This is a genomic window from Larkinella sp. (assembly GCF_965227735.1).
GTDB lineage: Bacteria > Bacteroidota > Bacteroidia > Cytophagales > Spirosomataceae > Larkinella.
The window spans coordinates 3,413,313-3,432,204 of the sequence record NZ_OZ245776.1; the positions used below are offsets into that span (position 1 = coordinate 3,413,313).

31 protein-coding genes are annotated in these 18,892 nt (G+C 49.2%); all 31 read right to left on the bottom strand.

Annotation, left to right across the window (positions count from 1 at the left end):
* Nucleotides 1-990, bottom strand: coding sequence for a DNA-directed RNA polymerase subunit alpha (locus tag ACO064_RS13085; protein WP_114406365.1), 990 nt, complete (start codon nucleotides 988-990; stop codon nucleotides 1-3).
* Nucleotides 991-1,125: 135 nt separating this feature from the next.
* Nucleotides 1,126-1,731 carry a 30S ribosomal protein S4 gene (rpsD, locus tag ACO064_RS13090; protein ID WP_114406366.1) on the bottom strand — a complete coding sequence of 202 codons (606 nt, stop codon included), beginning with the start codon at nucleotides 1,729-1,731 and terminating at the stop codon, nucleotides 1,126-1,128.
* 115 nt (nucleotides 1,732-1,846) lie between these two features.
* Entirely contained in the window at nucleotides 1,847-2,242 is a 396-nt protein-coding gene (rpsK, locus tag ACO064_RS13095; protein ID WP_114406367.1) for a 30S ribosomal protein S11, read from the bottom strand.
* An 88-nt stretch (nucleotides 2,243-2,330) separates the two neighbouring features.
* Nucleotides 2,331-2,708 (bottom strand): 30S ribosomal protein S13, encoded by a 378-nt coding sequence (gene rpsM, locus ACO064_RS13100; RefSeq protein WP_114406368.1) that lies wholly within the window; start codon nucleotides 2,706-2,708, stop codon nucleotides 2,331-2,333.
* A 9-nt stretch (nucleotides 2,709-2,717) separates the two neighbouring features.
* Nucleotides 2,718-2,834: a 50S ribosomal protein L36 gene (gene rpmJ / locus ACO064_RS13105; protein WP_091512700.1), complete on the bottom strand. Its 117-nt coding sequence runs from the start codon at nucleotides 2,832-2,834 to the stop codon at nucleotides 2,718-2,720.
* A gap of 117 nt (nucleotides 2,835-2,951) precedes the next feature.
* Nucleotides 2,952-3,170 carry a translation initiation factor IF-1 gene (infA, locus tag ACO064_RS13110; RefSeq protein WP_114406369.1) on the bottom strand — a complete coding sequence of 73 codons (219 nt, stop codon included), beginning with the start codon at nucleotides 3,168-3,170 and terminating at the stop codon, nucleotides 2,952-2,954.
* 3 nt (nucleotides 3,171-3,173) lie between these two features.
* Nucleotides 3,174-3,986: a type I methionyl aminopeptidase gene (map, locus tag ACO064_RS13115; RefSeq protein ID WP_421827787.1), complete on the bottom strand. Its 813-nt coding sequence runs from the start codon at nucleotides 3,984-3,986 to the stop codon at nucleotides 3,174-3,176.
* Nucleotides 3,987-3,990: 4 nt separating this feature from the next.
* The gene (gene secY / locus ACO064_RS13120; RefSeq protein WP_421827788.1) at nucleotides 3,991-5,304 is read right to left on the bottom strand and encodes a preprotein translocase subunit SecY; all 1,314 of its coding nucleotides are present in this window, start codon (nucleotides 5,302-5,304) and stop codon (nucleotides 3,991-3,993) included.
* 85 nt (nucleotides 5,305-5,389) lie between these two features.
* Complete coding sequence (gene rplO / locus ACO064_RS13125) at nucleotides 5,390-5,836, bottom strand: 50S ribosomal protein L15 (protein WP_114406372.1); 447 nt, start codon at nucleotides 5,834-5,836, stop codon at nucleotides 5,390-5,392.
* A 4-nt stretch (nucleotides 5,837-5,840) separates the two neighbouring features.
* On the bottom strand, nucleotides 5,841-6,020 hold the full coding sequence (gene rpmD, locus ACO064_RS13130; RefSeq protein WP_114406373.1) for a 50S ribosomal protein L30: 180 nt from the start codon (nucleotides 6,018-6,020) through the stop codon (nucleotides 5,841-5,843).
* A gap of 23 nt (nucleotides 6,021-6,043) precedes the next feature.
* On the bottom strand, nucleotides 6,044-6,559 hold the full coding sequence (rpsE, locus tag ACO064_RS13135) for a 30S ribosomal protein S5 (protein ID WP_114406374.1): 516 nt from the start codon (nucleotides 6,557-6,559) through the stop codon (nucleotides 6,044-6,046).
* Nucleotides 6,560-6,567: 8 nt separating this feature from the next.
* Nucleotides 6,568-6,924, bottom strand: coding sequence for a 50S ribosomal protein L18 (gene rplR / locus ACO064_RS13140; protein WP_114406375.1), 357 nt, complete (start codon nucleotides 6,922-6,924; stop codon nucleotides 6,568-6,570).
* 31 nt (nucleotides 6,925-6,955) lie between these two features.
* Nucleotides 6,956-7,513, bottom strand: coding sequence for a 50S ribosomal protein L6 (gene rplF, locus ACO064_RS13145; protein WP_421827789.1), 558 nt, complete (start codon nucleotides 7,511-7,513; stop codon nucleotides 6,956-6,958).
* A 9-nt stretch (nucleotides 7,514-7,522) separates the two neighbouring features.
* On the bottom strand, nucleotides 7,523-7,921 hold the full coding sequence (gene rpsH / locus ACO064_RS13150; protein WP_421827790.1) for a 30S ribosomal protein S8: 399 nt from the start codon (nucleotides 7,919-7,921) through the stop codon (nucleotides 7,523-7,525).
* Between the two features lie 104 nt (nucleotides 7,922-8,025).
* Nucleotides 8,026-8,295 (bottom strand): 30S ribosomal protein S14, encoded by a 270-nt coding sequence (gene rpsN, locus ACO064_RS13155; RefSeq protein WP_114406378.1) that lies wholly within the window; start codon nucleotides 8,293-8,295, stop codon nucleotides 8,026-8,028.
* Nucleotides 8,296-8,315: 20 nt separating this feature from the next.
* Nucleotides 8,316-8,870 carry a 50S ribosomal protein L5 gene (gene rplE / locus ACO064_RS13160; protein ID WP_310588217.1) on the bottom strand — a complete coding sequence of 185 codons (555 nt, stop codon included), beginning with the start codon at nucleotides 8,868-8,870 and terminating at the stop codon, nucleotides 8,316-8,318.
* A 38-nt stretch (nucleotides 8,871-8,908) separates the two neighbouring features.
* Nucleotides 8,909-9,247, bottom strand: a complete 339-nt coding sequence (gene rplX, locus ACO064_RS13165; RefSeq protein ID WP_114406380.1) for a 50S ribosomal protein L24 — start codon at nucleotides 9,245-9,247, stop codon at nucleotides 8,909-8,911.
* A 3-nt stretch (nucleotides 9,248-9,250) separates the two neighbouring features.
* The gene (gene rplN, locus ACO064_RS13170) at nucleotides 9,251-9,619 is read right to left on the bottom strand and encodes a 50S ribosomal protein L14 (protein ID WP_111626186.1); all 369 of its coding nucleotides are present in this window, start codon (nucleotides 9,617-9,619) and stop codon (nucleotides 9,251-9,253) included.
* Between the two features lie 2 nt (nucleotides 9,620-9,621).
* Entirely contained in the window at nucleotides 9,622-9,885 is a 264-nt protein-coding gene (gene rpsQ / locus ACO064_RS13175) for a 30S ribosomal protein S17 (protein ID WP_421827791.1), read from the bottom strand.
* Nucleotides 9,886-9,902: 17 nt separating this feature from the next.
* Nucleotides 9,903-10,097: a 50S ribosomal protein L29 gene (rpmC, locus tag ACO064_RS13180; protein ID WP_114406382.1), complete on the bottom strand. Its 195-nt coding sequence runs from the start codon at nucleotides 10,095-10,097 to the stop codon at nucleotides 9,903-9,905.
* A gap of 6 nt (nucleotides 10,098-10,103) precedes the next feature.
* Nucleotides 10,104-10,532 carry a 50S ribosomal protein L16 gene (gene rplP, locus ACO064_RS13185; protein WP_114406383.1) on the bottom strand — a complete coding sequence of 143 codons (429 nt, stop codon included), beginning with the start codon at nucleotides 10,530-10,532 and terminating at the stop codon, nucleotides 10,104-10,106.
* Between the two features lie 49 nt (nucleotides 10,533-10,581).
* Entirely contained in the window at nucleotides 10,582-11,520 is a 939-nt protein-coding gene (rpsC, locus tag ACO064_RS13190; RefSeq protein ID WP_138993096.1) for a 30S ribosomal protein S3, read from the bottom strand.
* Between the two features lie 12 nt (nucleotides 11,521-11,532).
* The gene (rplV, locus tag ACO064_RS13195) at nucleotides 11,533-11,922 is read right to left on the bottom strand and encodes a 50S ribosomal protein L22 (protein WP_114406385.1); all 390 of its coding nucleotides are present in this window, start codon (nucleotides 11,920-11,922) and stop codon (nucleotides 11,533-11,535) included.
* A 76-nt stretch (nucleotides 11,923-11,998) separates the two neighbouring features.
* Nucleotides 11,999-12,277: a 30S ribosomal protein S19 gene (gene rpsS / locus ACO064_RS13200; protein WP_114406386.1), complete on the bottom strand. Its 279-nt coding sequence runs from the start codon at nucleotides 12,275-12,277 to the stop codon at nucleotides 11,999-12,001.
* A gap of 7 nt (nucleotides 12,278-12,284) precedes the next feature.
* Complete coding sequence (gene rplB, locus ACO064_RS13205; protein ID WP_114406387.1) at nucleotides 12,285-13,109, bottom strand: 50S ribosomal protein L2; 825 nt, start codon at nucleotides 13,107-13,109, stop codon at nucleotides 12,285-12,287.
* Nucleotides 13,110-13,151: 42 nt separating this feature from the next.
* Entirely contained in the window at nucleotides 13,152-13,445 is a 294-nt protein-coding gene (gene rplW / locus ACO064_RS13210; protein WP_114406388.1) for a 50S ribosomal protein L23, read from the bottom strand.
* A 6-nt stretch (nucleotides 13,446-13,451) separates the two neighbouring features.
* On the bottom strand, nucleotides 13,452-14,078 hold the full coding sequence (rplD, locus tag ACO064_RS13215) for a 50S ribosomal protein L4 (RefSeq protein ID WP_421827792.1): 627 nt from the start codon (nucleotides 14,076-14,078) through the stop codon (nucleotides 13,452-13,454).
* Nucleotides 14,079-14,081: 3 nt separating this feature from the next.
* A complete protein-coding gene (gene rplC, locus ACO064_RS13220) occupies nucleotides 14,082-14,702 on the bottom strand; it encodes a 50S ribosomal protein L3 (protein WP_421827793.1) in 621 nt (206 codons plus the stop codon).
* A 339-nt stretch (nucleotides 14,703-15,041) separates the two neighbouring features.
* A complete protein-coding gene (rpsJ, locus tag ACO064_RS13225) occupies nucleotides 15,042-15,347 on the bottom strand; it encodes a 30S ribosomal protein S10 (RefSeq protein ID WP_114406391.1) in 306 nt (101 codons plus the stop codon).
* 145 nt (nucleotides 15,348-15,492) lie between these two features.
* On the bottom strand, nucleotides 15,493-17,595 hold the full coding sequence (gene fusA, locus ACO064_RS13230; RefSeq protein ID WP_421827794.1) for an elongation factor G: 2,103 nt from the start codon (nucleotides 17,593-17,595) through the stop codon (nucleotides 15,493-15,495).
* Nucleotides 17,596-17,779: 184 nt separating this feature from the next.
* Nucleotides 17,780-18,850, bottom strand: a complete 1,071-nt coding sequence (locus ACO064_RS13235) for a helix-turn-helix transcriptional regulator (protein WP_421827795.1) — start codon at nucleotides 18,848-18,850, stop codon at nucleotides 17,780-17,782.
* Nucleotides 18,851-18,892: the final 42 nt, after the last annotated feature.

Genomic DNA, 18,892 nt, shown 5'->3' on the forward strand with positions numbered 1-18,892 from the left:
TCAGTCCTCGTCTAATCTGTATTTGGTAATGTCCATGCCGAAAGTCAGGTTCTTTTCGGCCACCAACTGTTCCAATTCAGTCAGCGACTTCTTACCGAAGTTTCTAAATTTCATCATATCTGAAATCTCCAGTTTCACCAGGTCGCCCAGTGATTTTACATCGGCAGATTTCAAGCAATTGTAAGCCCGTACGGACAAATCAAGATCAGCCAGCGGGGTTTTCAACAATTTCCGCATGTGCAGCATTTCTTCGTCAACGACGTTATCTTCTTCTGCTTTCGCGGTTTCAAACGTCATCGTTTGATCGGAGAACAACATGAAGTGTTGAATCAGAATGGTAGCTGCGCCTTTCAGGGCTTCTTCCGGGTGAATGGAACCGTCGGTTTCGATGTCCAGCAACAACCGCTCGTAGTCGGTCTTTTGCTCAACCCGCGTATTTTCAACGCTGTAACGAACGTTCTTGATCGGCGTGTAAATGGCGTCGATTGGAATGTGTCCGAAAGGCAGTTCGTTGGCACGTGGTTCGTCGGCCGGCACATAGCCCCGGCCTTTCTCCACGTGAATTTCCATTTCCAGTTCACGCGTATCGTCGATGTGACAGATTTCCAATTCAGGATTCAGTACTTCAAACGACGCGCTAAATTTTGATATGTCGCCGGCTTTTAACACCGACTGATTTTTGATCGTAACGGTAATTTTGTTGTCGACCATGTCCGAAACTTTCTTGAACCGAACCATTTTCAGGTTCAGGATAATTTCGGTAACATCTTCAACGACGCCTTCTATGGATGAGAACTCGTGCAGTACGCCAGGGAATCGTACGCTGGCAATGGCATAGCCTTCCAGCGATGACAGCAGAATTCTCCGCAACGCATTCCCTATGGTCACGCCATAGCCCTTTTCGAGTGGCTTGAACTCAAACAACCCGTGAAAGTCGTCAGCTCGCTCCATGACAACTTTATCGGGCATTTGGAACGCTAATATTGACATACGAATTTGTTTTTAACCGTTCAACTAATGAAATACAGTTTACAGTTTTCGGTATACGGTTTGTGCAGGGTAGCTGTTACGGTTGCTTTGCAATCTAACTGAAAACCGAAAACAGTATACCGAAAACCAAAACTGTTACTTAGAATACAATTCAACAACCAGTTGCTCGTTTACGTTCTCAGGAATCTGATCACGTTCCGGGTAGGTGGTAAATACCCCCTGCAATTGTTGTTGATCCCATTCCAACCAGTTGTAGCGCTTCGGATTCCGGGCCGACAGGCTGGTTGTCACGGCTTCGAGTGACTTCGATTTCTCACGAATGCTGATCAGTTGACCGGGTTTCAATGAGTAAGAAGCTATATTGACCACTTCGCCGTCAACGGCAATGTGTTTGTGGGAGACTAATTGGCGGGCAGCCCGGCGGGTTGGAGCGATGCCCAGACGGTAAACCGTGTTATCCAGACGCGCTTCGCAAAGTTTCAGCAGGTTTTCACCGGTGATGCCTTGCTTAACAACGGCCCGGTGGAACAAGCCCCGGAACTGACGTTCCAGAATACCGTAGATGTATTTTACTTTCTGTTTTTCCTGCAACTGAACAGCGTATTCCGACTGTTTCCGTTTCCGGCCGCGTCCGTGTTGTCCGGGAGCGTAGGCTTTCTTTTGCAGGGCTTTGCTGGGGCCGAGAATCGGCTCACCAAACTTGCGGGAAATTTTGGCCTTGGGGCCTGTGTATCTTGCCATTTGTACTGAGAATGAATAACGAAAAACGATGAACAGACACAACCCAATGTCGCCTGCCCGTATTCATTAAGTGAAGCGGGTTGCTTAACGCAATCCGCAGAATTGAAAGTAATGCTTAAACGCGACGGCGTTTCGGCGGGCGGCAGCCGTTGTGGGGTAGTGGCGTAATGTCTTTGATGGACATCACTTCGATACCGGTATTCTGGATCGTCCGGATCGCAGATTCACGACCGGAACCCGGACCTTTCACGAACACTTCTGCTTTGCGCATGCCCAAATCATGGGCTACGGTAGCACAGTTCTGAGCGGCAGTCTGAGCAGCATACGGCGTGTTTTTCTTAGAGCCTTTGAAGCCCATTTTACCGGCCGATGCCCACGAGATTACCTGCCCCGAGCTGTTGGTAATTGAAATGATAATGTTATTGAACGAAGCCCGGATGTGTACCTGACCAACGGGTTCAACTACTACTACCCGTTTTTTCGCTTTGTCTTTGCGTTTTGCCTGAGCCATTTCTAGTTGATCGTTTAACGTTCAACGTTTAAGGTTTAAAGCATTTTGCGAAAAACCTTAAACGTTAAACCCCAAACCTTAAACTCAATTATTTAGTTGCTTTTTTCTTATTTGCTACCGTCTTACGCTTACCTTTCCGCGTACGGGAGTTGTTTTTCGTGTGCTGGCCACGAACCGGCAGGCCTTTCCGGTGACGCAGACCCCGGTAGCAACCAATGTCCATCAATCGTTTGATGTTCAACTGGACTTCCGATTTCAGTGCCCCTTCAACCTTGTGTTCTGCGCTGATGATGGTCCGGATGGCATTCGACTCTTCGTCGTTCCACTCGCTCACCTTTTTATCAACAGATACACCTGCTTTATTCAGAATTCTCTGCGCTGAGCTACGGCCAATGCCAAAAATGTAAGTCAACGAAATTTCACCGCGTTTCCGGTCGGGAATATCAACCCCTGCAATACGTGCCATATTCAGTGATTAACCTTGTCTTTGTTTATACCTAGGATTCTTCTTATTGATCACGTAAAGCTTCCCCTTCCGGCGGATCACCTTACAATCAACACTGCGCTTTTTAATCGACGCCTTGACTTTCATGGTTTTACTCCGTTTATGGTTTTCGGTTTTCGATTTTCGGTTTTCAGTTTTCAGTAGTTGATGTAGAATGCGTCAGCCAACTGAAAACCGTAAACTGTAAATGTAAACTGTAGACCCTTATTTATACCGATAAACAATTCGTGCTTTGGACAGGTCATACGGAGACATTTCCAATTTTACCCGGTCACCGGGCAGAATTTTGATGTAATTCATCCGCATTTTCCCGGAAATGTGAGCAACTACTTCATGCTTGTTCTCGAGCTGTACCCGGAACATGGCATTGGAGAGTGCTTCTACAATGGTACCGTCTTGTTCGATGGATGTCTGTTTTGCCATTCGTTACGCTATGGTCACTTCGTTGACTTCAATCATTAAGCTGGTATTGGCCGTTACTTCTTCAATGTACTGAAACGTCGTCAGAATTTCGGCCTGGCCTTTCCGAACAGCAATTGAGTGTTCGAAATGCGCAGACGGTTTGCGGTCAACTGTTCGAATGGTCCAGCCATCCCGTTCCTGAACAATGCTTTTCTTACCGAGGTTCACCATCGGCTCAATGGCCAGAACCATACCTTCTTTCAGCTTGACGCCCTGTCCACGTTTACCATAATTCGGAACTTCCGGCCCTTCGTGGAGACTCTTTCCGACTCCATGACCGACCAACTCCCGAACCACTGAATACCCGAATTTCTCCACATGACTCTGCACTGCATACCCAATGTCGCCAATCCGGTTTCCCTCCGTTGCTTTTTCAATACCGCAATACAGTGATTGCTTGGTACGGATCAGCAGGTCACGAACTTCCTGGCTAATGTCTCCAATGGGATAGGTATAGGCACTATCACTATGGTATCCGTTCAGTTTTACGCCACAGTCGATCGAAATAATATCACCTTCTTTCAGTTCGTACTTACTCGGAAAACCGTGTACGACCGTCTCATTGACCGAGATACACAAAGCGGCCGGGAAGTTGTTGAATCCCTTGAAAGAAGGAATACCACCGTTGTCGCGAATATATTCTTCAGCCACGCGATCCAGTTCTTTCGTAGTCACACCCGGACGAATCCGTTTGGCTACTTCGGCATGTGCTTTGCCAAGAACCTGTCCACTGATTTTCATCAGCTCTATTTCGGCGTCTGATTTCAGGTAAATCATTTCGTTAAGCTGTTATGCTCTCCGTGCGACCCGTTACCCGCCCTGACTGCATCAGGCCTTCGTAACGACGCATCAGAAGATAACTTTCAACTTGCTGCAACGTATCCAGCACCACGCCCACCATAATCAGGAGTGACGTTCCGCCGAAAAACTGCGAGAAGTTGCGCGTCATTCCCAACAGAGACGCAACAGCCGGCAAAATCGCTACAATAGCCAGCATAAGCGCTCCAGGTAACGTAATCCGGTCCAGAACCTGACCGATGTATTCAGAAGTCATAAAACCGGGTTTAACGCCGGGAATAAAACCTCCGCTTCGTTTCATGTCGTCGGCAATCTGATTCGGGTTTACCGAAATTGCCGTATAGAAAAACGTGAAGACGATAATCAGAACGGCAAACAGCACATTGTACTGCCACGAGGTATAATCGGCGAAAACCGTTTGTACCGAACCGGCGAAATCACTCTTCTCCGCAAACAACGAAGCAACCAGCGATGGAACGAACATCAGCGCCTGGGCAAAGATGATCGGCATAACACCGGCAGCATTCAATTTCAGGGGAAGATACTGACGTTGACCGCCCACGACCTTGTTCCCAACCACCTGCTTGGCATACTGAATTGGAATCCGGCGAACCGCCTGCGTCAGGACAACCGCACCCATTACCACAAAGAACAGGGCAACGATTTCAAGGACGAACAGTAAAGCTCCGCCTGAACCACGGGACAAAGCTTCTCCATATACGGCACCTGGGAACCGCGATACAATACCGATCATGATCAGCATCGAAATCCCGTTCCCGATTCCCTTGTCGGTGATGCGCTCACCCAGCCACATACAAAAAATGGTACCGGCCGTTAAAACAACAACAGACACAATATTGAATGTGGCCTTGCTGATCATAATGGCTTCGCCCGGGATGGTAGTCGTCAAATACGTAATCGCCTGAGCCGCCGTCACGAAAATGGTCAGGATACGGGTGATCTGATTCAATCGCTTCCGACCCGACTCACCTTCTTTCTGCATTTTCTGAAAGTAGGGCAGGGCCAGGGTCAAAAGCTGAATGGCAATCGATGCCGAGATATACGGCATGATTCCCAAAGCAAAAATGGATGCTTTGCTAAAGGCTCCCCCCGAGAAAGTTTCCAGCAACCCCAGGAGTCCCTGCGGATTGAGGTTCAACTTCGTCGGATCAATCCCTGGCAACACAATTTGAGACCCTAGTCTGAAAACCGTCACAAACAACAACGTGTTGAGAATGCGGGTTCTCAGTTCCTCGATCGAAAAGATATTCTGAAGGGTCGTGATGAATCGTTTCATTAGTGTATCAAGCTGCTCGTCCGAAAAAAGTCACCAAATTTACGAAGAAATATTGGCTAAATCTACTCATGGACGAACAAGCCGATTAGAGCTTGATTGCTTTACCGCCTGCTTTCTCAATTGCTTCAATCGCTTTCTGCGAAAAGCCATGTGCTTTCACTTCCACGACTGACGAAATTTCACCCCGGCTCAGAATTTTTATTTTGTCGTTTTTACCGGCCAAACCGTGTTGCATCAATACATCGATATCGATGGACGTAACGCCGGCACTTTCAATTAACTGTTGCAGTGTGTCTAGGTTAATCGGCTTGTATTCAACCCGATTGATATTCTTAAAGCCGAATTTCGGTACACGGCGCTGCAAAGGCATTTGACCGCCTTCGAAGTTTTTCTTGGCGCTGTAACCGGAACGCGACTGGGCACCTTTGTGGCCACGGGTGGATGTTCCACCCATGCCAGAACCCGTACCCCGACCTACTCGCTTGCGCTCCCGGACTGATCCTTCCGCAGGTTTAAGTGTATTCAGACTCATAATTTTAAATTTCTTCTACAGTAACTAAATGTTGAATTTTACGGATAATTCCACCGACGGCGTCATTGTATTCCAATGAAACGCTGCGGTTGATTTTCCCCAGACCAAGCGACTTGATCGCCAGTTTCTGTGTTTTCGGCCGCTTGATAATACTGCGAACCTGTGTTATTTTAACCCGTGCCATGTTCTTGCCGTTGTTAAGGATTCTTATCCGTTAAAAACTTTGCTCAGTTTCACCCCACGCTGGAAAGCGACCTGATGCGGAGCGCGCATTTTCAGCAGCGCGTCGATGGTTGCCTTCACCACGTTGTGCGGATTGGATGAACCCTTCGATTTTGCCAATACGTCGCGGATACCGGCACTTTCCAATACCGCACGCATGGCACCACCGGCGATAACGCCCGTACCAGCAGAAGCGGGTTTCAGCAGCACAAATCCACCGCTGAACTTACCTTCCATCGCATGAGGAACCGTATGCTTCAGCAGCGGAACCTGAACGAGGTTTTTCTTTGCATCTTCGATTCCTTTGGCAATCGCATCCGTTACTTCGTTCGCTTTGCCGAGGCCGTAGCCAACCACACCGTTGCCGTCGCCGACGACGATAATGGCCGCAAAGCTAAAACGCCGACCACCTTTCACCACCTTGGCAACGCGGTTGATAGCAACAACGCGTTCTTTCAGTTCAGACTCGTTAACTTTAGCAGGTCTTGTATTGGTTACCATTGTTTTGCTTAGAATTTAAGGCCTCCTTCTCTGGCGCCGTCGGCCAAAGCTTTCACCTTACCATGATATAAATAACCATTCCGATCAAAAACTACCTTGGAAATACCGCTGGTAGTTGCTTTCTCTGCCAAAGCCTGTCCAACCTGTTTTGCCAGTTCGACGTTAACGCCTTTCTTATCGTTGCCGGTGATTTCGATCGATGAAGCACTGACCAGGGTGTGGCCTTTCTCATCATCAATGATTTGGGCGTAGATACGGGCATTTGACCGGAAGACGGATAGTCTCGGCTGGTCAGCCGTTCCGGAAACTTTATTCCGGATATGATTTTTAATACGCAGTCTTCTGCTTTCTTTCGTGACAGCCATTTTCGCCTGTGCTTATTATATGGTTCACCTATTACTTCTTGGAAGCAGACTTACCAGCTTTCCGACGAATTTTCTCGCCCACAAACCGGATACCCTTCCCTTTGTACGGTTCAACTTTCCGCAACGAACGGATTTTAGCCGCTACATCGCCGATCAGTTGTTTGTCGATTCCTTCCAGAATGACTTTCGGGTTTTGCCCTTTTTCCGTTATGGCACTTACTTTCAATTCCGTTGGGATGGCCACGTAAATGTCGTGTGAATACCCCAGCGTCAATTGCAGAATGTTGTTCGTTGCAACGGCTTTGTAACCAACCCCGACGATTTCGAGTTCCAACTTATAACCGGTGCTGACACCCGTTACCATGTTGTTGACCAGGGCGCGATACAAACCGTGCAAGGCTTTGAAACGCTTCTGGTCGTTCGGACGAACCACCTTCAGTTCTCCGTCGGCGATCTCTAATTTGATATCCGGGTTGATGCTCTGCGACAGTTCCCCTTTCGGGCCTTTCACCGTAACTGTGTTACCGTTCTCGACCGAAACTGACACTTTCTCGGGCAGTGCAATGGATTTATTACCTACGCGTGACATAGTTTCTGATTAATATACGTAACACAACACTTCACCGCCTACGTTCAGCGACCGGGCTTCCTTATCCGTCATCACCCCTTTTGAGGTTGAGACGATGGCGACACCTAAGCCATTCAGAATCCGCGGAATGTCCGTAGCTCCTTTGTACTGACGCAGACCCGGGCGGCTCACACGCTGCAAATCAACGATGGCAGGTTGTTTCGTAACCGGATTGTACTTCAGTGCAATTTTAATACTTCCTTGCGGGCCCGTCTCATCGAACTTGTAGTTCTGGATGAAGCCTTTATCAAAGAGTACCTTAGTGATCTCCTTCTTTATATTGGAAGCAGGAATTTCCACGACCCGGTGCTTGGCGCGGATCGCATTTCTGATGCGAGTCAGATAATCTGCTATGGGATCAGTATTCATTTCCTCCTGATTAGTAACTGCAAACCTCGCTGACGGATTAGCCGTTTTGAACGGGCCTGCAAAATTAGGGAATTGTTTCGATAATCGCTAAGATGGCGTGAAAGTTACCAGCTTGCCTTTGTTACACCCGGAATCTTACCGGCCGATGCCATTTCACGGAACGTCACGCGGGAGATACCAAATTTCCGCATGTACCCGCGAGGGCGGCCCGTTAACTTACACCGATTGTGCAGACGTACCGGCGAAGCATTCTTCGGCAGTTTGTCTAACCCGAGGTAGTCTCCGGCAGCTTTCAGTGCGGCACGCTTGGTAGCGTATTTCGCAACTAAGGCAATCCGCTTACGCTCTCTTGCTTTGATGGATTCTTTTGCCATGTTTTTGTGCGCGTTATGCGTTATTTTTTACCACCGGCGAAGGGCATGCCCAGGGCCTTTAGCAATGCAAAGCTTTCTTCATCCGTGTTCGCCGTCGTGACGAACGTAATATCCATACCTGAAATCCGACTTACTTTGTCAATCGTAATTTCGGGGAAGATAATCTGCTCCTGGACACCGAACGTGTAGTTACCGTTGCCATCGAAGCCTTTGTCACTAATTCCTTTGAAGTCACGAACGCGCGGCAGAGCGACAGCGGTCAGACGATCCAGAAATTCGTACATCTTCTCTCCGCGCAGGGTCACTTTAGCGCCGATCGGCATGCCTTCGCGCAGCTTAAAGTTAGAGACGGCTTTTTTCGCAATGGTTGCCACTGCTTTCTGGCCTGTAATCATCGTCAGTTCTTCGACACCTACATCGACTAACTTTTTGTCAGCGACGGCGGCCCCAATCCCCTTGTTTACAACAATCTTAGAGAGTTTCGGTACTTGCATAATGCTTTTGTACTGAAACTTTTCTTTCAATTGGGCCACGATCTCGTTGGTATATTTCTCTTTCAGCCTCGGTGTTGCCACTTTCGTATCTGTTTAATACGTTCCTGATTTCTAATCAATTAGATAAAATTACCGGTCTTTTTCGAGTACCGTTGCAACTTATCCTTGTCATTCAGTTTGCGGCCGGTCCGGGTCGGTTCGTTGGTGGCGGGATCAATCACCATCAGGTTGCTGATGTGGATCGTTCCTTCGCGTTTCTCCAAACTTCCCTGGGGGTTGGCTGCGGAGGGTTTCACATGTTTGGTGATCATGTTCACTCCTTCAACCACGGCGCGTTGCTTATCGACCAAAACGCGCAGGATGGTGCCGGTTTGGCCCTTCGAGTTACCAGAGAGCACTTTCACAGCGTCTCCCTTTTTGATGTGTAACTTCGCAGGCTTGTCTGCTACTTTCTTCATGGGTTACAATACTTCTGGAGCCAAAGAAACGATTTTCATAAACTGCTTCTCGCGCAATTCGCGGGCAACTGGCCCAAAAATGCGGGTACCGCGCGGCTCGTCATTGTTGTTCAGCAGGACGGCTGCGTTGTCTTCAAACCGGATATAAGAACCGTCTTTCCGACGAATTTCTTTCTTGGTGCGAACGACTACCGCCTTCGAAACAGTACCTTTCTTCATGTTACTTGAAGAAAGCGCCTGCTTAACCGTCACTACAATTTTATCTCCAACCGTAGCGAAACGCTTGCCGGTTCCACCCAGTACCCGAATACAGAGTACTTCTTTGGCACCGCTATTATCGGCTACGCCCAAACGTGATTCTTGCTGGATCATGATTACTTCGCCTTTTCAATGATTTCGACTAATCGCCAACATTTGTTCTTGCTCAGCGGACGGGTTTCCATGATGCGAACCGTATCACCGATTCCACATTCATTCTTTTCGTCATGAGCCATGAACTTCTTCGTACGGTGCATAAATTTTCCATAAATGGGGTGCTGCACTTTCCGATCGACTGCAACCGTGATGGATTTTTCCATCTTGTTGCTTACTACCTTACCAATTCTTTCTTTTCTTAAATTTCTGTCTTGCTGCTCCATGAGTCGATACCGTTTAATTAGCTGGCGTTTTCTTTAACAGTCAGCTCGGTCAGTAATTGAGCAATCAATTTACGCGTGGTGCGAATCCGCATCGGGTTTTCGATGGGCGAAATGGCGTGCGCAAACTTTAATTTTTGCAAGCGATCTTTCTCAGCCGCTACCTGCTCATTCAATTGTTCAACCGTCAGCGACTTGATCTCGTTCTTTTTCATGACTGATTAGTCTTCTGTTTCCTGATAATCCCGACGAACAACGAATCTTGTTTTAATCGGTAACTTTTGAGCCGCCAAACGCAGAGCCTCATTGGCTACGTCCAGGGGAACACCAGTTGCTTCGAACAGAATGGTGCCCGGTTTTACGGCAGCTACCCAATACTCAGGTGCTCCCTTCCCTTTACCCATCCGTACTTCGGCTGGTTTTTTCGTGATCACCTTGTCTGGAAAAATACGGATCCAAACCTGGCCTTCACGTTTCATGGCACGGGTGACGGAAATACGGGCCGCTTCAATCTGACGGGCTGTAATCCAACCGGGTTCCAGCGACTTGATGGCAAACGATCCGAAAGCGATTTGGTGACCCCGTCCGGCAATGCCTTTCACACGGCCTTTCTGCTGCTTACGAAACTTGGTTCTTTTTGGTTGTAACATCTTTAGTCGTATCTAAAGGACGTGCCTGGTATGACGTCCGATGTTCTTACTATCTTTTGCGTGGGCCACCACCTTGGCCTCCGCCACCGCCCGGCCGCGGGCCTCCGCCCTGACCACCACGTTGACCTCCGCCCTGTCCGCCACGTTGACCACCACCGCCTTGTCCGCCCTGACCACGCGGAGCGCCACCACCGGCACCGCCACCACGGTTCTGATCATTGCGTCCCCGGCGACGATCACCCCGGTCGCCTTCACCACCGCGTTCTCCGCGACGGTCTCCGCGATCGTTGCGACGATCACCCCGGTCGTTACCGCGATCCGATTGAGCTGCGGTAATTTGAGCCGCTGGTGACAAATCACGTTTGCCGTAAAGTTCACCTTTGAATACCCAAACTTTGATACCGATTTTTCCGTAGATCGTTTGTGCTTCCGAGATTGCGTAGTCGATATCGGCCCGAAGCGTGTGCAGTGGCACCCGACCTTCTTTGTACTCTTCCGTACGGGCCATTTCAGCACCGCCCAGACGACCTGATACACGAACTTTGATTCCCTGAGCACCAACCCGAATCGCTGAGCTGATCGCCTGTTTCATCGCCCGGCGGTAGGAAATCCGCGCCTGCAATTGTTGGGCAATCGTTTCACCGATCAGTTTAGCATCGATTTCCGGACGTTTGATTTCGAAAATGTTGATCTGAACGTCTTTACCGGTAATTTTCTTTAGCTCTTCCTTGATCTTATCGACTTCGCCACCGCCTTTACCGATCACAATACCCGGACGTGCCGTGTGAATGGTCAATGTAATGCGCTTTAACGTCCGCTCGATAACAACCCGGGCTATCGATCCTTTCGGAATCCGTGCCTGAATATATTTTCTAATTCTTTCGTCTTCAACCAGCTTATCAGGAAACTCTTTGCCGCCATACCAGCTTGAATCCCATCCTTTGACGATACCAAGCCGAAAACCAACGGGGTTTACTTTTTGTCCCATTTTATTGTCTTGTTATTCTGCGTTTTCTGTTGAAACTACTGGTGCAACCGTAAGAGATCCGGCGGCACTCTCAATCACGATCGTGACGTGGTTGGAGCGTTTGCGAATCCGGTGACCACGACCCTGTGGAGCAGGACGCAGACGTTTCAGCATCCGACCGCCGTCGACGAAAATCGTCTTTACGTACAGATCAGCGTCTTCGGCGCGTTCATCTTCATTTTTTTGCTGCCAGTTAGCAACCGCCGAGAGCACCAGCTTTTCCAGCAGCGCTGCACCGGCCTGGGGTTGATAACGCAGAATACCCAATGCTTTGCTAACCTTCTGACCCCGGATCATATCGGCTACCAGCCGCATTTTACGAGGAGACGAAGGCACATTTTTTAGCTTTGCTACTGCTTCCATTTTTTTATGGTTTGTAGTTTATGATTGATAGTTTATGGATGAACTATAAACCGTAAACCAAAAACTGAAAACTGTTTTACCGTTTGCCTTTGTCTTTCTTCGCAACGTGCCCCCGGAAGTTACGGGTAGGCGAAAATTCGCCTAATTTATGACCCACCATATTCTCGGTGACATACACGGGAATGAACTTGTTGCCATTGTGCACGGCGAACGTATGGCCAACGAAATCCGGAGAGATCATTGAACGGCGGGACCAGGTTTTGATTACAGACTTTCTGCCTGCATCGTTCATGGTGTCCACCTTCTTTTCCAGACGAAAATCTATGTAGGGACCCTTTTTGAGTGAGCGTGCCATCTACCTCTTATTTTTTTCGTTTACTAATGATCAGACGATCTGAATATTTGTTCACCGGGCGGGTCTTCTTGCCTTTTGCGTACAGACCGGTACGTGACCGGGGATGACCACCGGAAGCCCGGCCTTCACCACCACCCATTGGGTGATCGACGGGGTTCATGGCAACACCACGGACGCGGGGACGAATCCCTAACCAGCGGTTCCGACCGGCTTTACCCATGCTCACGTTCATGTGATCCGGGTTAGAAACCGAGCCGACCGTGGCCATGCAGGTTCCCAACACCATCCGCTGCTCACCCGAAGGCATCCGCAGAATGGCATATTTGTCTTCACGGGCTACCAACTGGGCGTAGGTTCCGGCGCTGCGAACCATTGCGGCTCCTTTACCAGGCTTCAGCTCCACGTTGTGAACGATCGTACCAATCGGCATGGCCGACAGCGGCAGGGCGTTTCCCACTTCCGGTGGAACGGACGGGCCTGAAATGACCTGCTGTCCAACCGTGATGCCCTGAGGGGCAATGATGTAACGCTTTTCCCCATCAACGTAGAACAACAGAGCGATCCGGGCCGAACGGTTAGGATCATACTCGATCGTTTTAACCGTTGCCGGTACATCAGCCTTATCGCGTTTGAAGTCGATAATCCGATACTGTTTCTTGTGACCGCCACCAATGTAGCGCATTGAACGGTGACCCTGGTTGTTCCGGCCACCTGATCTCTTTATCGATACCAGCAGACTCCGTTCCGGTTTGTCCGTCGTAATCTCGGCAAAGTCCGGGGCCACGCGAAAACGTTGACTCGGGGTTGTTGGTTTCAGTTTCTTAACTCCCATGATTCCTAACTACTTCGTTTAGTCGTTCGTGGTTGGGTTGCCTTATGCTTCAGCGTAAATATCGATGATCTCTCCGTCGGCAACCGTCACGATTGCCTTCTTCCAGGTTGACGTCCGGCCTGCCGTAACGGCGCCTTTCTTCGTGCTCTTCGACTTCATGTGTCCGAAGCAACGCATCGTATTGACTTCCTTCACCGTGACGCCATACAATTTCTCGACAGCCTTTTTGATTTCGATTTTATTGGCATTCATCGACACCTCAAAACCGTATTGTCCCTTCTTATTCTGGGCCGTCACTTTTTCGGTAATGATCGGTCTTTTCAGTACGTTTTCCATAATCAATTACTGGAGAAGAGATTCTAGTTTCGACAAAGCCCCTTCAGCAATCAGCAGACGGTCGGCGTGCATCAGATCATACGTGTTCAGGCTGTCGGCCGTCACGACTTTCGCTTTTTGCAGGTTGCGGCTCGACAGAACCACGTTGGTGTCTACCTCGGGCAGAATCAACAACGTTTTTGTGTTCAAAGCTTCAAAACCGGTCAAAAACTCAATGTATGACTTCGTACGTGGGCCTTCCAGGGTAAAGTTTTCCAGAATGGAAACGCTGTTTCCCTGTGCTTTGGCGGCAAGCGCTGATTTACGGGCCAGTTGCTTTACTTTCTTGTTCAGTTTGAACGAGTAGTCACGCGGACGGGGACCGAAGATGGTTCCACCGCCAACGAATACCGGCGATTTGATGGAACCGGCACGAGCACCACCCGTACCTTTTTGCTTCTTGATTTTACGGGTCGAGTGAGCATTCTCGGCACGTTCTTTTACTTTGTGCGTTCCCTGACGTTGGTTGGCCAGGTATTGTTTCACGTCTAAGTAGATCGCGTGCTCGCTTGGCTCAATTCCGAAGATCTCATCCGACAAGGTGATTTTCTTGCCTGTATCTTCGCCTTTCGAGTTATAAATTGCTACCTCCATGATTTACTTATCTAAAATGAGGAACGAATTCTTGGCGCCCGGAACCGAGCCGCTCACTACGATCAGATTTTGCTCTGACAGTATCTTCAAAACACGAAGGTTCTGAACTTTCACCCGGTTGCCACCCATGCGACCGGCCATCCGGATGCCTTTGAAAACCCGCGAAGGGAATGAACAGGCACCGATAGAACCCGGGTGACGAGCGCGGTTGTGCTGACCGTGGGTTTGTCCACCGACACCACCGAAACCGTGACGTTTCACAACGCCCTGGAATCCGCGACCTTTAACCGTTCCGACGACATCGACGAAATCGCCTTCGGCAAAAACATCCGCAGCTTGCAGGGTTTCTCCCAGGCTCAGCTCTTTCTCGAATGTTTTAAACTCAACTAACTTGCGCTTTGGCGTCGTACCGGCCTTTTTAAAGTGCCCCAGCAATGGCTTGGTTGTACGTTTTTCTTTCTTCTCGCCGTAACCCAACTGAACAGCCTGATAGCCGTCGTTCTCCTGCGTTTTTACGTGTGTAACAACACAGGGACCAGCCTCAATAACTGTACATGCCAGAGCCTGCCCGTCAGCATTGTACAGACTGGTCATCCCAATCTTCTTTCCAATTAAACCAGACATAAATAAGTGGTTGTAAAGCAGGAATTTATAGTTTCAACCCGAAAAAATCGGAGTGCAAAGGTAGGAATTACTAATTTTTATTCCAAACCGTATTTTACTTTATTCCAATGATTCCGAGCAAATTAAAAACAAAAAAGGCCAGGCGTGTTCCACCTGACCTTTTCGCTCGGTTGACACAAATGCATGTGTTACCGTACTAAATTAGTCAGATGCGGTTTCCGTGAAGGACCTTCACCCGAGGTATGTCTTTGTACTTAATTCTAAATTCGGCTTGCAAAGGTACGCTATTTTCTGGCTTCAAAAAACTTTTTCAACAAAAGTTACTGAAGATTCTTAGCGTTATACTTTGATTTCAACGTCGACCCCGCTCGGCAGTTCCAGTTTCATCAGGGCATCGACCGTTTTGGCGCTGGTTGAGTAAATATCCACCAACCGCTTGTAGGTGCAAAGCTGGAATTGCTCCCGTGATTTCTTGTTTACGTGCGGAGAACGGAGAACCGTGAAGATTTCTTTCTCGGTTGGCAGGGGAATCGGGCCGCTCACAATGGCACCCGTTGATTTTACCGCCTTAACAATTTTTTCAGCCGACTTATCGACCAGCATGTGGTCGAAGGACTTCAGTTTAATCCGAATTTTTTGATTCATGACAAGTTGTGGTTCTGGTTATTGCGACCGGCAGTTAACCGACCTGTGATCCCCGGCCGAAAGAACCATTTACTCCGGCAACGGTTTTATTTGATGATCCATGAACGATTCCTTACAGAACCGTTCATGGGTCATTTGATATTAATTAAGCTCTAACAGCTCCTTTAGCCTTCGCTACGATCCCTTCTGCCAGGTTGGTTGGCACCTGTTCGTAGTGCGAGAAGGTCAGGTTGGCCGTGGCACGGCCGGATGACATCGTCCGCAGATCCGTTACGTAACCAAACAGTTCCGACAGCGGAACATCCGCTTTGATGACCTGCGAACCAGCCCGCGAATCCATACCTTTCATGATCCCGCGACGACGGTTCAGGTCACCCGTGATTGGACCGGTATATTCTTCCGGCGTCAACACTTCAACGGCCATGATTGGCTCCAGCAGTTTCGGACCGGCGTTCTTGGCCGCTTCCCGGAAGCCCAGACGGGCTGCCAGTTCGAACGACAGAGAGTCGGAGTCAACATCGTGGAAAGAACCGTGGAACAACCGTACTTTCATTGAATCCAGTGGGTAACCCGCCAGCGGACCCGTTGACATCGCTTCCCGGAATCCTTTTTCGACCGATGGGATAAATTCGCGTGGAATAACCCCGCCCACGATGCCGTTTACAAATTCCAGACCGGTTTTGCCTTCTTCACCCGGCATGATTTCGAACACGATGTCGGCAAATTTACCCCGACCACCCGTTTGCTTCTTGTAAAGTTCGCGGTGTTCGAAGCTCTTCGTCAACGTTTCTTTGTAAGCAACCTGCGGAGCACCCTGGTTGACTTCCACTTTGAATTCACGACGCATCCGGTCGATGATAATTTCAAGGTGCAACTCACCCATACCGCGGATAATCGTCTGACCGGTTTCTTCATCCGTTTCCACTTTCAGGGTCGGATCTTCTTCGATCAGTTTACCAATGGCTTTCGAGAAGTTATCCTGGTCAGCCGTTTTCTTCGGTTCGATGGCGTATCCAATAACCGGATCCGGGAAAATCATGGATTCCAGTACGATCGGATTTTTCTCATCACAAAGCGTATCACCCGTTTTGATGTCTTTGAACCCGACAACCGCCCCAATATCACCAGCCCGCAGTTTGTCGATCTGGTTTTGCTTGTTGGCGTGCATCTGGAAAATCCGCGAAATCCGCTCTTTGTTGCCCGAACGTGTGTTCAGGACATACGAACCGGAATCCAGAATACCCGAATAAACCCGGACAAAACACAGACGACCTACGTAGGGGTCCGTAGCAATTTTAAACCCTAGAGCCGTAAAAGGATCGGTTTCCGTCGGGTGACGAACCACTTCCTGATCGGTGTTTGGGTTGGTTCCTTTGATCTCCGGTTTATCGAGCGGAGAAGGCAGCAACGACATCACGTAGTCGAGCATCGTCTGAACACCTTTGTTCTTGAACGATGAACCACACAGCATCGGCACGATCTTCATTTCAATCGTAGCCTGACGCAGGGCGGTCAGAATTTCGTCTTCTGTAATCGACTCCGGATCTTCAAAATATTTCTCCATCAGCGACTCGTCGTAATCAGCGACGGCTTCGAGGAGTTTTTCGCGCCATTCTTTGGCTTCTTCCAGCATGTCGTCCGGAATCGGAACTTCCTGGAACGTCATGCCTTTATCGTGTTCGTTCCACTGAATACCGCGGAAGTTTACCAGATCGACGACACCTTTGAAGTTATCTTCGGCCCCGATCGGCAATTGCAGCGGCACGGCATTGCTGCCGAGCATATCCTTCACCTGCTGACAAACGTTCAGAAAATCAGCACCGGCGCGGTCCATCTTGTTCACGAAACCCAGACGGGCTACGTTGTAGTTGTTGGCCAAACGCCAGTTGGTTTCCGACTGAGGTTCAACCCCATCTACGGCACTAAACAAAAATACCAGACCATCCAGAACCCGCAGCGAACGGTTCACTTCCACCGTAAAGTCAACGTGACCCGGGGTATCGATGATGTTCACATGGTAGTTCTGGTCGCGGTATTTCCAGTTGACGGTAGTAGCTGCCGACGTAATGGTGATTCCTCGTTCCTGTTCCTGCTCCATCCAGTCCATGGTAGCGGCCCCTTCGTGTACTTCGCCGATTTTGTGGCTGACCCCGGAGTAATAAAGAATCCGCTCGGTGGTAGTCGTTTTACCGGCGTCGATGTGGGCAGCGATACCAATGTTTCGCAGGTATCGAAGATCAGTTGCCATAATGAAGTATAATTACAGAAGTTAATGTACAATTGCAGGGATCCGTAAAAGCCACTTGTTGGTATCAAAAAGGCACGTTTCGCGAATCAGAGCGCAAAGATAGGGAATCGGGGACGTAAAAGCAAAAGTATTGCAAAGACTATTGCAAAAGTTAATAGGCAGGAAATGAAAGCAATACCGGTTTTCAAACCGATTGTCCGGACGGTGCAGGTTCCACCGGCTTCGCTGGGCTTTCGGTGGCAGCGTAGGCATCCAGGCTCGCCCGCAGACGCTGCCGGATAGCCACACGAAGCCGTTCGGGGGCCAGAACGATCATCCCCTCCCCAAAACCCAGAATCTCTTTTTCCAATTCATAATTGTGTTGCACGCGAAGCTGGATGACGATACCCTCTGCCGTTCGTTCCAGCACCCGCTGAGACGGATGAAGCGGTTTGGTTTCCACATAGGGCGCTTGTAGACGGGTAACGAATAATTTTACCGGAATGGCTCTCAAGTTTTCACTAATGGTCACCCCGATCACGTCGCGGTAATACCCATCAGCATCCGTCATCTCATTCGGAATATAATCCGTATCGGGTGCCGGAATGATAGCCACCATGCGATCCAGCGCCAGGTGTATGATCCCTCGTTTATCTTTTCCTTTCTGCACACCGGCCGCAAACCAGCGGTTCTTAAACTCTTTCAACCACCAGACATGAAAGGTAAAGAGCTGCGGAGATCGTGCCACAAACGACTGGTACCGGATCTGAAGGGCCTTTTTCTGAATAACCGCCTGATAAAGTTCTTCTAGGAAATGCAGCCCTTTCAGCCCTTCGTTCTTCTCAAAATCAATAACCGGGGCCGACTTCCGGCCCGTCGAATACACGTGGTCTTCGAGTTTCTGAACCACTTCGTTCAGGGACGAAAAATGCGAAAATCCTTTAAATTGTTTCAGCATCTCAACAGCTTCGTTCATGCGCAGCAAATCGCCATCCGACAGCGGAATGTTGGTAATACTATAGGTAGGGTCTTCGTACGTATAATACTTTTTCTCCAGAACGACGATCGGCGCAAAATAACCGAGTTTGTCACTCCGCATCAGTTGCAGGTCGGCCTGAATGGTGCGTCGGCTGATTCCTTTGTCGATTCCCTCATACTCGTAAAGCGCTTCCGATACCGTCTCGATCAGGTCGTCCAGCGTCCATTTCCGTTGCCGGTTTCGCAGACAGGCATCCAGCGTTTTATAACGAATCAGCGCATTTCGGTTGACGGGCATGGTGCAATCTGATTTTTTTGAGAAAAATCGACAAATATTCTA